Annotated in this window: 13 protein-coding genes; 6 read left to right on the forward strand and 7 right to left on the reverse strand. The window is 56.5% G+C overall.

Translation table 11 applies throughout. The annotated features are described in order from the left end of the window. From QM579_RS02955 to QM579_RS02985, 7 genes are all read right to left on the reverse strand, one after another. Window positions 1-319, reverse strand: a 319-nt coding sequence (locus QM579_RS02955) for a hypothetical protein (protein WP_414997729.1), incomplete at its 3' end; no start/stop codon positions are given. Continuing rightward, the gene (locus QM579_RS02960; protein WP_414997730.1) at window positions 316-828 is read right to left on the reverse strand and encodes a YchJ family protein; all 513 of its coding nucleotides are present in this window, start codon (window positions 826-828) and stop codon (window positions 316-318) included. The genes QM579_RS02955 and QM579_RS02960, both read right to left, overlap by 4 nt. 744 nt (window positions 829-1,572) lie before the next feature. Further along, on the reverse strand, window positions 1,573-2,472 hold the full coding sequence (locus QM579_RS02965) for a hypothetical protein (RefSeq protein WP_414997731.1): 900 nt from the start codon (window positions 2,470-2,472) through the stop codon (window positions 1,573-1,575). A gap of 35 nt (window positions 2,473-2,507) precedes the next feature. Further along, window positions 2,508-2,822, reverse strand: a complete 315-nt coding sequence (locus tag QM579_RS02970; protein ID WP_414997732.1) for a hypothetical protein — start codon at window positions 2,820-2,822, stop codon at window positions 2,508-2,510. A gap of 64 nt (window positions 2,823-2,886) precedes the next feature. Continuing rightward, window positions 2,887-3,480 (reverse strand): DUF4881 domain-containing protein, encoded by a 594-nt coding sequence (locus QM579_RS02975; RefSeq protein ID WP_414997733.1) that lies wholly within the window; start codon window positions 3,478-3,480, stop codon window positions 2,887-2,889. A gap of 13 nt (window positions 3,481-3,493) precedes the next feature. Then, window positions 3,494-4,558 (reverse strand): sulfite exporter TauE/SafE family protein, encoded by a 1,065-nt coding sequence (locus QM579_RS02980; RefSeq protein ID WP_414997734.1) that lies wholly within the window; start codon window positions 4,556-4,558, stop codon window positions 3,494-3,496. A gap of 11 nt (window positions 4,559-4,569) precedes the next feature. Continuing rightward, the gene (locus tag QM579_RS02985) at window positions 4,570-4,872 is read right to left on the reverse strand and encodes a DVU0150 family protein (RefSeq protein WP_414997735.1); all 303 of its coding nucleotides are present in this window, start codon (window positions 4,870-4,872) and stop codon (window positions 4,570-4,572) included. 302 nt (window positions 4,873-5,174) lie between these two features. Here QM579_RS02985 and QM579_RS02990 point away from each other — a divergent pair, with 302 nt between their 5' ends. The 6 genes from QM579_RS02990 to QM579_RS03015 all read left to right on the forward strand — a co-directional run bounded on the left by QM579_RS02990 (window position 5,175) and on the right by QM579_RS03015 (window position 15,077). Then, window positions 5,175-8,117: a sigma 54-interacting transcriptional regulator gene (locus tag QM579_RS02990; protein WP_414997736.1), complete on the forward strand. Its 2,943-nt coding sequence runs from the start codon at window positions 5,175-5,177 to the stop codon at window positions 8,115-8,117. 35 nt (window positions 8,118-8,152) lie between these two features. Then, complete coding sequence (locus QM579_RS02995) at window positions 8,153-10,714, forward strand: PEP/pyruvate-binding domain-containing protein (RefSeq protein ID WP_414997737.1); 2,562 nt, start codon at window positions 8,153-8,155, stop codon at window positions 10,712-10,714. A gap of 73 nt (window positions 10,715-10,787) precedes the next feature. After that, complete coding sequence (locus QM579_RS03000; protein ID WP_414997738.1) at window positions 10,788-12,047, forward strand: MFS transporter; 1,260 nt, start codon at window positions 10,788-10,790, stop codon at window positions 12,045-12,047. Between the two features lie 736 nt (window positions 12,048-12,783). Continuing rightward, window positions 12,784-13,425, forward strand: coding sequence for a rhodanese-like domain-containing protein (locus QM579_RS03005; protein WP_414997739.1), 642 nt, complete (start codon window positions 12,784-12,786; stop codon window positions 13,423-13,425). 115 nt (window positions 13,426-13,540) lie between these two features. After that, window positions 13,541-14,410, forward strand: a complete 870-nt coding sequence (locus tag QM579_RS03010; protein WP_414997740.1) for an MBL fold metallo-hydrolase — start codon at window positions 13,541-13,543, stop codon at window positions 14,408-14,410. Window positions 14,411-14,570: 160 nt separating this feature from the next. Then, window positions 14,571-15,077 (forward strand): DUF1269 domain-containing protein, encoded by a 507-nt coding sequence (locus tag QM579_RS03015; RefSeq protein ID WP_414997741.1) that lies wholly within the window; start codon window positions 14,571-14,573, stop codon window positions 15,075-15,077. Window positions 15,078-15,300 lie beyond the last annotated feature (223 nt).

Consider the following 15,300-nt stretch of genomic DNA (forward strand, 5'->3'; position numbering starts at 1 on the left):
CACCGAAACGATAGCGCCACAGCACGCAGACCTCGCGCGCTCCGCAGGCCCGCACCTCGCCCCTGTCACCTGCGCAGAGCATGCACTGCCTGCGTATGGTGCGCAAAGCCTGACGCCCGGCCTCGCCCTCAGGTACAGGACAAGACTCGTCAGGCAAGGAAGCGAGACGCCAGTCCCACAGCGGGCAATGTGTGTCGGCGCAAGCGCGCACAGCTTTGCCCGATGCTCCCTGGCATTCAAGACAAAACTGGCGAATGGCGGTCAGCGGGCCGCTTTTGCCTGTTCCTCGCGCCGCCGTTTCTGTGCTTCGCGGGCTCAAGCGTTTCCGGCTCCGCAGCATTTTTTGTGCTTCTTGCCGCTGCCGCAAGGACAGGGATCGTTACGCCCCACCTTGGCTTCTGGCCTGCGGTAGGCTTCTGGCCGCAAGGCCACACCGTCCACATAGTAAATCTTGTCTTCATTACGGGCGAAAAAGCTGCGCTCGCCCAACTGCCGTGGAGTGCCTTCCATTTCATAATAGGCGTGAAACTCCACCACATCAAAAAGCTCGCCGTTCTGTCCGGCGGGCACGCTGTTTTCTGTCCGCCCCACATCCAGACGCAGCCATTGAACATCGCTGGCCTGCTCGGTCAGCTTCTCCACCGAGATGTCATCACGGTAGTCCGGATGGGTACTGTCCACAAGCCACTGATAACGGCCCAGCACATAGGCTGAATATCGTGAACGCATAAGAGTTTCGGCATTATCGGGCCAGACCGCGCCATCCATATAGGGGCCACAGCATTGGGCCAAAGTACGCCCACTGCCGCAAGGACACTGTTGTAGCATGAAATCCACCTTGGTTTTGCGCCCGCAAAGGGCAAATAACCTGCGAATATTAACGCATGGCCGCACGGGCGGCAAGAGCAGAAGAAGGCAGGTTACCGGATATTTCTGGCATTCGTGTAAACTGTAACAACTCGTAAAACCTGAAAATCCGCCCTGGCGGCACTCCCAGGGGAGCGACCAGCCAAAGGCGGACAATAGAGCATTTCAACTTTGAAATGTTCAGGCGGCTGCGTGAGCAGGCGCCCTCCGTGGAGGCGTAAAGCAGCTTCAGCCGTTGCTTTAGCCGTTGTGCCACAAGAAACTACGGATAAAGACGGCAATGGGTTACGCAAAAATCTTACCCAAAAATCGCTGTCGCTATCCGTAAGCCGCTGACGCTGCAGTGGCTAACGCGCCCGCAGGGCTTGCCTGAACCGCTGACGGAACCGTCTTACGGGGCAGGGCAGCACCGCTACGGAAGCCTCAAGCGTTGCGACGCAGGAAATCAGGTTTGACGACAGCGTGTGTAACGACTCCGCATGTTCCATGCAATCACTGTCGCCATCCGTACGCCCTTCGGGCAACAACTGCCGCTAAGACAGCATTGCCCTTTATTTGCGTGGGTAACGCCGTAACGCGAGTTTTTTAAACTATGCGAATACATATTCCCAAAGTTAACCCGCTCTAGATGAATATTTTAAATGCGTACTTTAAATGCGGCATGCACAAAGGCGCGTATGTGCATGCCGCTCAACGCCGGTTGGCTCAGCTTGCGGGGGCCGGAGGAGACTGCGAACACGGAGGTCGCAGGCAGACAAGGCAGCCGGGCCGCACGGCGAAAGAAATTTCGTCCTGAGTGTAAGCAGGCTCTTTTTGAGCCCGGTCGTGATCGGGTATGAACAGTTGCAGCGATCCCTTAGCTGCCGTGCCCGCGCGGGCATGGGCCAGAACACTGCCTTCGGTTGTCATGACAGCGCACACCGTGCCCTCATAAGGAGGACGCGAACCGTAAAGAAGGCACCAGAGGCGCAGCCCGTCCTTTTCCTGCTGAACGCGGACTATTTCGCCACACCCAAGGCGCACCAGCGTGCGTATGATCATGCTGCCCTGACGGTAAACTCCCACGCCCACCAGCAATGCCAGCCCCACAAAACCGACGGCCAAAGCAAAGGGGTTAAATCCCGTAAGGCGATGGGCAAAAGAAGTGGAATGCGTACGCATGTCAACGGCATCGGCACGCACAATCACGGTATAGTTTTGAAATGTACTGGCCGCAGCGCCCCTGAAAGCAACACGCATATGGTATTCACCGGGCTCGGCTTCACTTTGGGCGGCAACAATGCCGCGCCACATGCCGTTGCCAAACCAGTAACCAGCAAAAAAACCTTCCAGAGTAAAAGACAAAGGCGCGTTTGAAGGCGTAAAACTCACTTCAATGTCTTTTGTTACTGGATTTTTTATGGTCAGCGGCCCAGACAGAGCCGCAGACTTTTCAGGCAGGAGCTCAAGAACCGTGGCCCCTGAGCGCATAAGCCCTTGCAGCCCGTCAACCAGACACAGCAAGGCCACAGCCAGCAGCACCGCGCAAACCATACCAAGTTTACGCTGACGCTGGCGGATGTCCTGACAAGCGTCCCAGGTGTCGTCATCAAGAACTGTCTGCATAGGTGAATCACATCCTCTGACAAAGTGGGAGGCAATCATGAGCGTTGGGCCATCAAAGAGCTGGGGGAAGATTCAAGCACACGCCAGCTGACAAGGCTCAAACCTTCGCGCGGCAATTGAACCATACTTTGCCCTTCAGCAGGAAAACGCTGCCGGACCTGCCGCGTCAACCAGAAGGCTGCGGCCCATACGGAAATGGTAATGCCGAAAAACCAGGCGCAGAAAACCAGTTCGGCAGAATTACTGCTGCGCGCCGACTGGTACATGGCCACAAAAACTGCTGCCACCATGAGCATGTTGGCTGTTATGCGAATGCAACTGATATAGAGGTGTTGCTTGTAGCTGTTCATGCTGCTCTCCGAAGGCTTTCGCCGGGGCGGGCTTTACCCGCCCCGGATTGATGCCATATAAACCTTACTTGCTGAATATATTTGTCTTGCTCACGTTCATGATACGTATTGCCTGGTCCTTGTCGCTATTGCGGAAGGCAACGCGCATTTCATTGCCAGCCGTCCAGGCATAAGGAGGCAGATCAATATCACTGGCAGGCACCTTGAAGGTTATCAGGGAACTCAGGCGGCCGGAGTACACCGTAACGGTCTGCTGTTCCTTATCAATGATGGGGAATGTCTTGCCAGCAACCTTGGGATGCTTGGGCCGGATGTTCTTTTCCACGTCCACGAATTGCACGGGGATTTCACGTATGGACTTGGCATCAAGGTCGTATATGAGCACAGTATTTTTTGCCAAGTCGATCATGAGGCGGCCGCCTACTTCAGGCGCGGGGCCCATTTCGCCAGGCATGGTAGGGAGCTTGTATATATGTGTGCCGCCACTGTAATGGGGGTTGAACGGATCGTGGGTGACGTCGACCACGATGGTCAGGGTTTTGGCCTCAGGATTATAGGCTACGCAACGGCCCTGCTCCACTCCGCCTTCAAAGTTGCAGGCAGTGAGAAGGGTGGCGAGTCCAAGTACCAGAGTAAGCAGCAAACTACGAATCTTCATGACTGTGTTCCTCCTAGCTGTTCGCTGCACGCATCTTCTTGGCGGCCAATTCCGCCTTGGCACCCTGGACCATCCTCACCGCGATGTAGATGGATATGGCGCTAACGAAGCCAAGTACTTCAACCGTAGCCATCGGGCCAAGCAACCAGCCCCAGGACGGAAATTCGGCTTCAAGCAGCTTGAGAATAACCGACATAAGACAACCAAGAACGGCCAGACCGAAAACAAAGCGGATGCCGTAACCCTTGACGTACTTGGTGGCTACCACGCCTATCTGCGCGCCAACAGCGGCGCCAGCGAGCATGATGAGCGCGGCCAGGAGTTCCACGCGACCCTTGTATGCGTAGGACGCTGTACCGTACAGGCCGGAGATGGCGACTTCAAAGAGGTCCGTGCCCACTGCCAGATGGGTGGGGCAGCCCACAAGATAGACCAGAGCGGGCATACGGATGAGACCGCCGCCGATGCCGAGGATACCGGCCAGCCAACCCGTGAAGAGACTAACGGTGATGGGCAGCCATGCCGAGCAGGTGATATTGGCGTGCTTGTAGTGAATAACAGGGGGAATCCTTATGGCTTGAAGGCGTGAAGCCCAGTCAATTCCAACGGCGCTGGCGTCAAGTTCCTTGTGCTGGGCCTTGGCTTCGCGTTCCTTGCGGCGGCGCACTGCAGCATCGTGAAAGACGAGCCAGGCGATAGACATGAGCAGTACGACGTAGAGCCAGCGTACGACCTTGTCCACGGAACCGATGCGCTCAAGCCACATGACCATCTGCGCGCCAATTTCAACGCCGATGACCGTACCGACGAGCATGGTGATGCCCAGCATGTAGTCAACGTTGCCGAACTTGCCGTGCCGCATGGTAGAAATAAGTGATTTACCGGCCATCTGCGCCACGTCAGTGCCGATGGCGAATGCCATAGGAAAGCCCAGAATATTCAGGCCGGGGGTCACCATCCATGCACCGCCCAGACCAAAGAAGCCGCCGATAATACCCACGCCGAATCCAAGAATGATCAATCCCGGCCAAAAAATATTAACGCCGGAAATGGGCATCAAAATATACAGCCATTCCATACTGTGCCCCCTTATTTTTCGGCCAGTTCGCGGTTCTTGAGGTCAATGCCGATGTGCGTCATGACGATGTCAGCCAACCAGCCCAGAATACAACCCACTATGGGGATGATGAGCATGGTCAGGATGGCGAAAAACAGATGGCTCTCGTTGTACATTTCAGCCCACCAGTACAGGATGCCGTCCAGCTTGCGCGTGTCGGCCACAATGACCACCGACGCAGCCTTGCCGCCAGCTGCCAGGGCCAGCCCGGGCATGGCAGCGAGCATGAGCGCGCAGCCTGCCAGCCAGGTCATGAGCTTGCGCATCTTTTTCATAAACTCCTCCACTCTGTTTGAGTTCCCTATCTGGACTCTCTTCGGCGGTTCCCACACCGGGCCCACACCGACTGTCACGCAGTGAATGTGAAAAAGATAGCAATCACCGTGCCATTGCATGATATTTGCCGTATTTTGCCGTTTTTTCTTCAAGTTTGCGCGAAATATCTTGCCAGATTTTCGCAATGCCCCTATAGTCAGCTCAAAGATTGCGCTTTTTTGCGCAACCGTAGAGGGGGTCTCAAATGCGCTTCTACAGAACGCTTCCCGGTGGGAGCACCTTGGACATTACCTCGTTTTTTATGAACAGAAGCCTTGTGAGCCGCATGCTCATGCTGGGGATCCCCCTGCTGACCGTCGTGCTGCTTCTTATCTTTGTTGCCACTGGCAGCAGCATCGAGCACATCGTCAATCGCGCAATAGCGCGCAACGCGCAACTTCAGGCTCAGGGAATGAGGCTGGCTCTTGAGCAGGCCCTGGCGGAAACACGCAACCAACTGCTTATTTTAGCCGCCGGGTCTATGGACCCGCGAGACATGACGCACAGAATGGAGTTTCGCGCCAAGGCCAACGGGCTGCACTACCGTGAAGTGGCGTACGTGGGTCTGGCCCCTGAAAACCGCTACCTTTTGCTCAGTCATGACGGGCAGATCATCAATGTGCCCATGCATGTTGCCCTGGACAGTCCTTCAAGCCCTTTCCACAATCTTGGCGGCGAACAGAGGCCGGGCTATGTCAATGTGGGACAGCCTATGGAAGCCGTGTACTCGATGGTGCCGTTTAACAAGTCCCTGCAAAGCCTGTCTCTTCATGTATTGCGTTTTTTTACGGCTGTGCATGACAGGGAAGGCAATTTTACTGGCTACCTTCTTTTATCCCTGGACATGAAGGATCTGCGGGACATTGTGTCGCGCTACTCGTCTCCCGACGCTCCCATTGCCGCATCTGGCGCTGATACCCGCGTGCGCAGCCTGTTTTTCGACAGGGAAGGCTGGATGCTTTTTCAGTCAGAAACGCCCGATGCGGCCCTGGTTGGCAAAAGCCTTGGCAATGATGCTGTGCGGGCGGGATTTTGGGGGGATTATGGCCGCCCGGGATTCAGCATGGCCTTCCGCCCCAGCCCGGAGCACATCAACTACTGGAGCATGGTTGCCGATGTGCAGGCAGGGCAAGCCAACCAGCTGCCTATGACTGAAAGCAGCACGGTATGGAGCAACGGGCAAATGCGGGTCGAAAGGGTGAGCTACGTGCCCGTGAGCTTCAAACCGGGCGCGGGCGGCGAACCAGTGGTTCTTGGAGGCCTGGCCGTGCTGGACACCAGCTTCACCACCACCCGCACCGGCATGCAGGTTATGGGCATATACACTGTCAGTTTTCTGGGGGGTATGATTCTTTTGGCCTTGAGCTTGTGGTGGCTGGCGCACCAGATGGGCAAATCGCTCAATATGCTGGGGCGCTCACTGCACAAGCGCAACATCACCGGAGGCTCCGACGACCTTGACCTGCCGCCCCTGCCCAGGGAATTGGAAGGGGTAAAGCATGACATCAACACCCTGCTGGGCCGTCTACGGCAGGCAAAAATACAGCGCCGCAGCCACGAAGCCCTTCAGGACGCCCAGTGGCAGCGTGAACCAGTGCCAGACCTGCCCCATCCCGAAGATCTGCCTGCCAGCGGATTGGTGGGCACGTCTTCAGCCATGCAGACCCTCTGCGACCAGGTGCGCAAGGCCTCTCAGGTTTTGGCAGACGTACTCATAATTGGCGAAACAGGCACAGGCAAAGAGCTGGTCTCCGAGGCCATACACCGCCTGAGCGCCCGCAGTTCCGGCCCTTTCATAACCATCAACTGCGGTGCCCTTGATGAAAATCTTCTTATGGACACCCTGTTCGGCCATGTGAAAGGAGCTTTCACCGAAGCCCGGCAAGCCCGAAAAGGCGCGTTTCTTGCTGCCGAAGGCGGCACCCTGATGCTGGACGAAGTGGGCAACGCAGCGCCCAAGGTGCAGCAGGCGCTGCTGCGCGCCCTATCCACACGGCGCATCAGACCTTTGGGCAGTGATCAGGAAGTCCCCTTTGATACACGCATCGTGGCCGCCACCAACGCATCCCTGCTTGAAGACGCCCGCGAGGGTTCCTTTCGTGAAGATCTTTATTACCGCCTTGCGGTGATTACCATCCACACACCCCCCCTGCGAGAAAGAAAAACCGACATACCTTCCCTTACGGTATATTTTCTGACTGAAGCCGTAAAAGCCAGAGCCAAGGCTGAAGAAGTGGGCACAGACGCCGAAACGGATGTGGAAGGTCAAGATTCTGCGCAGGGAGCGCTTTCAAGAGCAGCCAAGGGCTTCAAAGCGTCCAGTACAATGCAGATGCCCCAGATCAGCCGGGGGGCTCTCGCCAAACTTATGGCCTATGCATGGCCGGGAAATGTGCGCGAACTGAAAAATACGCTTACCCGCGCGCTGACTTTTTGCGAAGAAAACATCCTTTATGCTGAAAACATTCAGCTGGGCCCCGTGGCTTCCAATGGGGCTGGCGATGATATGTCAAAACAGCAGGCGCATGACAATAAACCCGCGCCACAAGCACAGGAAGGACAAGAAAAAGCAACAGGCAAAGGCAGCGCCGACACGCAGGATTCCAAAGCAGACGCGGCGGCAACCAACAGCCGCACTGAAAAAAAGAACGGCGCGCGGCCAGAAAACGAAGAATTTGCCCAACGATCACCTTCTTCCGGGGAAAATCTGGCTGCCAGCATTTTTCCCGCAGGCTCCCCTTCCGGGCAGGAAACCTCGTCCATGCCGGATGCTGGTGCATCGGCCTCAGGCATCACCGCATCTGACAATCCATCGCGGCAGGTGCCGCTTTACGCCCCCGGCTCCGATCAGGAATCCGGGCCGGAACCCAGCCAGGAATTTGGGGGAAACCGGGTGTCTGAGGCATTCACCGGGGCAGTTTCAGAGGCCGCCGCCTTCACGGCCAATGGCAATGGCGGCAGTAGCACAGTGAACGCAGACGCCGTTCGCCTCAACCACCGGCAGGCCGCGATGTGGCCCAGGCTTGAGGCTATGGGCAGTATTAGCCGCCAGGAATACCAGCAGATGCTGGGCAAAGACATTTCGATGCGCACGGCGCAGTATGACTTGCAACTCTTTGTGCAGATGGGGCTTGTCCGCAAGGAGGGCCGGGGTCCGGCCCAGCGCTATGTGGTCGTGCCCGGCAGAACTTTCTACAAGGGCTGATAAAACGCGTAAAACAGCATACCAGGGGTGTTATTGTGGTCAGCAAGCTCAAAAAACTTTTTGGCCGTAAGCCGCGCATCTCACGCGAACAGGCCATGACCGCTTTTCACAAGCGTTATGCTTCATTCAAAGAACTTTTGCAGGCCAATGCGGATCTGGCGAGCATTCTGGCAAACCTTAACGCCACCCAGCAGGGCGAGCGCCATATGGAAACCAGCCAGGTCCGCAAAGAAGCCCGCAGGGCCATTTTCCGCTGTGAGCGCATGGCGGCGACGCTCAACGATATTTCCAACCAGCGTCATCAGGGCTTGAATACCGCTGTGCAAAGCATAGCCAAACGCATTGAAAAAGAACTGGACCAACGCGCCAGCGGCGACGTGCCCACGCTTACTCTTGACCTCAGAGAGGTGGACGCAAGCATGGCCTACAGCGTGGGCGGCAAAAACGCCAACCTGGGCGAACTGCGCAATATGCTGGACATGCCCGTACCGCGCGGTTTCGCCATCACAATCAAGGCCGGAAGCATCTTTCTTTTACGCACGCCTGGGCTTTTCAAAAGCATGTATTCCCTGCTGCGCTCCATAGATCCGGAAAAAACAGAGAGCATCAATACTGTCTCCCGTCAGGTGGAACAGCTCATCTGCGACGCCCAGGTGCCTGTCGAGGTTGAAAAAGCCCTGCTCAAGGCATGGGACCTGGCCTATGGTAACGACCCTCAAGTGGTAGTTGCCCTGCGCTCCAGCGCCATTGCCGAAGACGGCGTGCAGTCCTTTGCCGGGCAATACCGCAGTCTGCTCGGCGTTACCCGTAACGGCCTGATAGCCGCCTTCAAAACCGTGGTGGCCAGTCTTTTTTCTCCGCGCGCGCTGGCTTACCGCGCCGGGCACGGCTACGCCCTTGACGCCACAGGCATGGGTCTGTGTTGTGTGGAGATGGTGCGCTCCCGCGCCGCAGGCGTGGCTTTTTCACGCCATCCGGTAGATCTGCGCTCCAACAGTATCGTCATCAACGGCTTGTGGGGGCTGGGCGAAATGGTTGTGGACGGCTCCGGCACGCCCGACCAATGGCTTGTATCGCGCGCCACAGGCAAAATTACCAAGACAGCCATTGCCCACAAAGCTGTACGCCTGCGGCTGGTGCGAACCCAAGCAGGAGTGGACAGCGAACTGACGCCCGTACCGGAAGACTTGCAGGACGTGCCGTGCCTCAGTGACGAGCAGGTACGCCAGCTTGCTAATATGGTAATGGAACTGGAACGCCACTACCAATATCCGCAGGATATGGAATGGGCTGTGGACGAGGATGACCAGATCGTCTTGCTGCAAACGCGGCCAATGGGGCTGGACAGCATGGCTGAAGAAAAAACCGCGCCCATTCTGGGGCATCTGCGCCCCCTGCTCTCCGGCGCAGACGTGGCAGCCAGGGGCGTGGGTTGCGGGCCAATAGTATTTGTGGGCGACGGCGAAGACATCACCCACTTTCCCGAAGGCGCGGTCATGCTTATGGACCATTCCTCACCCAGTGCTATGTCGGCCATGCGACGCGCTTCGGCTATTATTGCCCAGACGGGCAGCCTCACCGGGCATATGGCCTCCATATGCCGCGAGTTTGGCGTGCCCACGCTTATGAACATACCCGGCGTCACCGGAGTGCTTGCTCCCGGGCAGATTGTCACGGTAGACGCCCTGCTGGGCAGAATTTTTGACGGCGAAGTGCCGGAACTGCTGGCCTTGCGGCTGACCCGCCCCCAGGCCAGAACAGACAGCCCCGCCCTTATGCTGCTGCGGCGTGTGGCCCCCTATATTCTGCCCTTGCATCTGGTGGACCCCAGAGCCGACACCTTTACCCCGGAACACTGCACGTCCCTGCATGACGTCATGCGCTACGCCCACGAAATGAGCTATTCGGAAATGTTCAAAATATCCGACAGCGTCACGGACAACAGCGCAGGCGTGGCCAGCGAGCTTGTGAGCTCCATTCCGCTGGATCTTCATATCATCGACCTTGGCGGCGGGCTGCGTAATCCGGAGTCCCGCCGGGTTCACCCCGATGACGTCACCAGCGTGCCCTTTCGGCATGTTCTTGACGGCATGCTCAACCCCGCCGTGCAGGCGCGAGGGCCGCGCCCGGTGAATATGCGCGGTTTTCTGTCAGTTATGGGCCAGAGCGTCATTGGCGGCAATCAGGAGGGCAGCTCACGCTTCGGCCAACGCAGCTATGCCATTATTTCAGACCGTTACCTCAACTTTTCATCCCGCGTCGGGTATCACTATGCCATCCTGGATACGTGGTGCGGCGACTCGCTGAGCAAAAACTACATACGGTTTGAATTTGCAGGCGGGGCCGCCAGCGATGAGCAACGGGTGCGCCGGGTACGCTGTATTGGCCTTATACTCAAAGAACTCGGCTTTACCGTTGAACTCACGGGTGATAGGATACGCGCACGCTACCAGAAATATCCCAAGTCCGAGTTGTGTACCCGGCTCGATCAACTGGGGCGTCTGCTTATCATGACTCGCCAGATGGATATGCTTATGGTCAACGAGGCCGCTGTAGCAGCCTGTGCCGACAAGTTCCTCAAGGGCGAGTATCATTAGCCGCAGCTTCACCCGAAGCAGCCGTTGGCAGCATGTGGTTGCAACGGCTGCGGCATAACGTTGTTGAGGCCCCATGCCGTCCGTTGCCGCTTCACCTGTTGCACCCGTAGGCCGCCCTGCATCATCAGAGCCGCCGCAAACACTTCTCAGTCGTGATTTTATTTTGCTGTTTTGCATGACAATGTTCTGCAACAGCTTTATCGCAGTTTTCTACTGCTTTGAGCAGTGGCTGGAGACAATGACCATCAGCCCCAACTGGCGTGGCGTGTTGCTGTCTTCAATGTTTGCTATGGTTCTGCTGTTTCGCCCCTTGGCCAGCGTCTATTTGCTGCGACGCGGAAAACTGCTGGCAATGGCGATCTCCATTGTCATTTCAAGTTGCGTCATGCTGGCGTATACCTATGTGGGAGGCCCGCACGTTATCGGCCTGATCTGGGTGTTGCGCATTGTGCAGGGCATTGCCCTGGCTGTTTTTTCAAGCTGCACCGTAGCGGTACTGGTGAGTTGCATCCCCAAGGGGCAAAGTGCACGCGGCTTTGCCATCTTTTCCCTGACCATGCTGCTGCCCTATTCCATCATTCCGGCTGCCGCAGAGCCCATACTGCCCCTGCTGGGCGGTGAAGCCGGGCTTTTCGCCATCTCGGCCCTGTTGGGCCTGCCTTCTCTGCTCATGCTCATTCCTTTGGCTCCCCGGCTGAGAACGCCGGAAATGGCCTCCGAGGACGGAGGAGGCCTGTCACGCCGCGCCCTGTGGCAATCCGTCAGCCACTCCGGTCTGTTCTTTGTTTATATGGCCTGCCTGACCTTCAGCATCATGACCATACTGGCCATTTTTTTCATCAAGGGTTTGTGTTCTGTCACTGGCGCGCACCCTGCATGGTTTTTTTCCATCTATACCCTGACCATCATTCTGGTACGCCTTGCTGGCAGCAACAGGCTGGATACCCTGCCCAGATACCGGGTAACCCTTCTTTGCAGTCTGGTGCTGACATTCTGCATGCTCGGGCTGGCCTGGGGGCCCCTGTGGGCCTTTGTGCCCCTTACGTGTCTGTATGGCCTTGGCCTCGGGCTGCTCTATCCCCTGCTGGCCGCCGCTGTGTATGACCGCTCCACCCCGGACACGCGCTCCATCAATTCCAACGTCATGATGGCAACATTTGACGCCAGCGGCATGCTGGCCCCCCTTATTGGCGGCATGGTGGTCGATGCGGGCTTTGGCTACAGAGGCGTATTTACGGCCACTGCCATTTCCGTAGGTCTGTGCGGCTGCTGCATGCTGGCCGACAGGCTGCGCCTGGCCCTGCGTGAGCGCAAGCAAAATGCAGCCCTGTGATCAGGCGGTCCGGCATCCACAGCCATTGCTTGCTCCTATGATCTGGAACAAAGTTATTTTGAAAGCTTGAACCTTTCGGGTCTGGTATTCTAGAGCACTTTTACTTTGAAATGCTCATGCGGATGTGTGAGCAGACGCCCGCCGTGTAGGCGGAGGCGCAGCTTCAGCCGTTGCTTCAGCCGTTGTGACGCAGGAAGCTACGGATAAAGACGGCAATGAGCTACGCGAAAATCCAACCCAAAGAATCGCTGTGGTTATCCGTAAGACGCTGGCACTGCAACGGCTAACGCGCCCGCCGGATTTCCTGAACCGTTGATAAAACCGTCGTACGGGGCAGCACAGCATTACTACAGAAGCTTCAAGCGTTGTGACGCAGGAAATTACGCCTGAAGACAGCACGGGTAACGGCTCCGCATGTTCCATACATCACTGGCCCCACGTACAGCCTTCGGGCAACGGCTGCCGTGAAGACAGCAACACTATCTATTTAAACGGTCAATCATCAGACATGCCTGGCTTCAACCATGTTGCTATCATCGATTCTGCAGTCTTTCACACAACGGCACGGGACGCTTCTCAAATGTAGAGCCCGTGCCGTTGTTGCATTCCTGCCTAAACTATATCACTATATTTAAGAAAGGATAATTCCTTCACCCATGCCCGCATTGCACCGGGCTTTGTCCCGCCGCAATTCACGCCACATACATCCCGGCAAACTTCTGTCAAAGGAGATGATATGTCTTCCGTACAAAGCATCAGCGCCAGAGAATTACACGGTGTGGACCTGAAACAGGCCCTCATTGTGGATGTGCGCACTCCAATGGAATATTCTGAAAAGCGCCTTGCCGCTCCCACAGCTCTTGCCCCAGTGACGGAACTTGACCCCCGTGATACCGCCCTGCGCAGTGGAGCCCTTGAAGACACCCCCATTCTTGTCTTGTGCCGTAGCGGAGCACGCGCCAAAACCGCCGCCGCCAAATTTGCCGAATCGGGCTTCACCGATGTGCGCGTTATTGAGGGCGGCATCATTGCCTGCCAGGAAGAAGGTTTTGCCACGGTGGGCGAAGGCCAGCCCAAAACAGCCGCATCTTCGCCTTCGCTGGACCGTCAGGTACGCTTTGTGGCTGGCGCACTCACGCTGTTCTTCACCTTGCTGGGGCTTCTCGTCCATCCGGCGTTCTTCCTTGGGGCGCTGTTTGTCGGTGTGGGCCAAGTTTTTTCAGGCATCACCAACTGGTGCGGCATGGCTCTTCTGCTCATGCGCGCGCCCTGGAACCAGAAGGGAGCCACCTGCGCTCTTGGCAAGGGCTGCTCCATCGACGCCACCAAGGGAGCAAGCAAAGGCGCTGGCAAGAGCCCAGGTGCAAGCTGCCAGTAGGCGGCCACATGGCTTCTTTCCGGCCCGATTCAGCCCGGCATAAGGCCGATGCCTGCAAGATTATTCAAACGTTTCCGTCCCGGTGAAGCATAGCCGGGGTTCAAGGAGATTACTTATGGCTGCACCCAATGTGCGCGGATTTTTTGATCCCGTTACTGCTACCTGGACCTATGTGGTCTGGTCCGATACTGACAGCCAGAAACGCTGCGCCGTTATCGACAGCGTTCTGGACTACGACATGCCCTCAAGCCGCACCAGCACAGTTTCCGCCGATGCGGTCATCAACTTTGTGAAGCAGAAACAACTGCAGGTGGAGTGGATTCTTGAAACCCACATCCACGCCGACCATGTTACAGCCGCCCGGTATCTCAAGGGAAAGCTGGGTGGCAAGATCGCCATCAGCAAGCACATTCTGGGCATCATCGCCACTTGGGTTCCCATTTTCCAGACAGCTGACGACACCCCTGCGGATGGTTCGGACTTTGACTACCTTTTTGACAATGACGAAGAATTCACCATTGGCGATCTCAAGGCCAGAATCATACACACCCCCGGGCATACCCCGGCTGACACGACGTACATTATCGAAGAAACCGCATTTGTGGGTGACACCATCTTTTTGCCCGACGTCGGTTCTGGCCGCTGCGACTTCCCCGGCGGCAGCGCCGAAGATTCTTACGATTCTTCGCGCAAGCTTTTTGCACTGCCCGACCATTACCGTATATATGTGGGGCACGACTATCCGCCGGCAGGCACGCGCGGCCCCCAGTGCATGGCTACCGTCAACGAGCAGAAATTCAAAAATGACCGGCTGCACATCGGCATTGATAAAAATGCCTTCGTCTCCCGGCGCAAGGCCGACGACACTGGCAAGGCTGTGCCCGCCCTGCTGTTGCCCTCCATACAGGCCAACATGCGCACCGGCGGCTTTGGCACGGCGGTCGATGACACCCAGTACGTCAAACTGCCTGTAAACAAGCTCTAACTCTTTACGAGGCGAGGTATTTTACCGGATTCAGAACGCCGTCAGTATGATTGATTTCGAAAAGCGAATACCCTACAATAGTAATTAAATTCGTTAGCTATAAAACGCCGCCAGTTCCATAGTGCCTTTCGGGCGGCGCCATCTACACCAAGGAGCATTCATGCGTACACTTATTGTTGTAGCCTACCCCAGCGAAACCCAGGCCAGCGAAGAACGCATCAAGTTTTTGAAGATGCAGAAATCCTATCTTGTGGATCTTGAAGACGCAGTGGTGGTTACCCGCAAACAAGACGGCAAGGTCAAGCTGCATCAGCTTTATAACCTTACGGCAACGGGTGCTCTGAGTGGCGGATTTTGGGGAACGCTTATCGGCCTCATCTTTCTGAATCCCTTGCTGGGCCTTGTGGTAGGCGCAGGCGCGGGCGCTGTGGGCGGCGCGCTGAGCGATGTGGGCATCAATGACAACTTCATGAAACAGCTTGGAGAAAAACTGAAACCCGGATCTTCCGCACTGTTTGTGCTGGTGGATTCTGAAATTACCGACAAGGTACTGGCAGAATTGCGTGGTTCTGGCGGGGAAGTCATTCAGTCTTCACTGTCGCACGAAGACGAAGGCCGCCTTCAGGCTGCCCTCAGTGCCGCTACTGACAGCGCTGCAAAAAGCTAAATTCAAGGCCGAAAACAGCGTAAATAGAAAGACCGACGCTGTTTTTGCATCAGGGTATTTCCATTAAAAATGGACATTGTCCTGTAAAGATAGAACAGCCCTTTTTATGAAGGAAGCGTACGCCTGCATTGCCAGTGTACCTAACCGGAGTAAAAGGGGCTGTTTGGCTATCGCGCCAGTAAAAATAAACAGAGCAAAAACCCAAAACCACCCGCTTTTGATA

Origin of the sequence: Desulfovibrio sp., from assembly GCF_047607245.1 — a bacterium.
In the GTDB taxonomy this organism is placed as follows: Bacteria; Desulfobacterota; Desulfovibrionia; order Desulfovibrionales; family Desulfovibrionaceae; genus Desulfovibrio.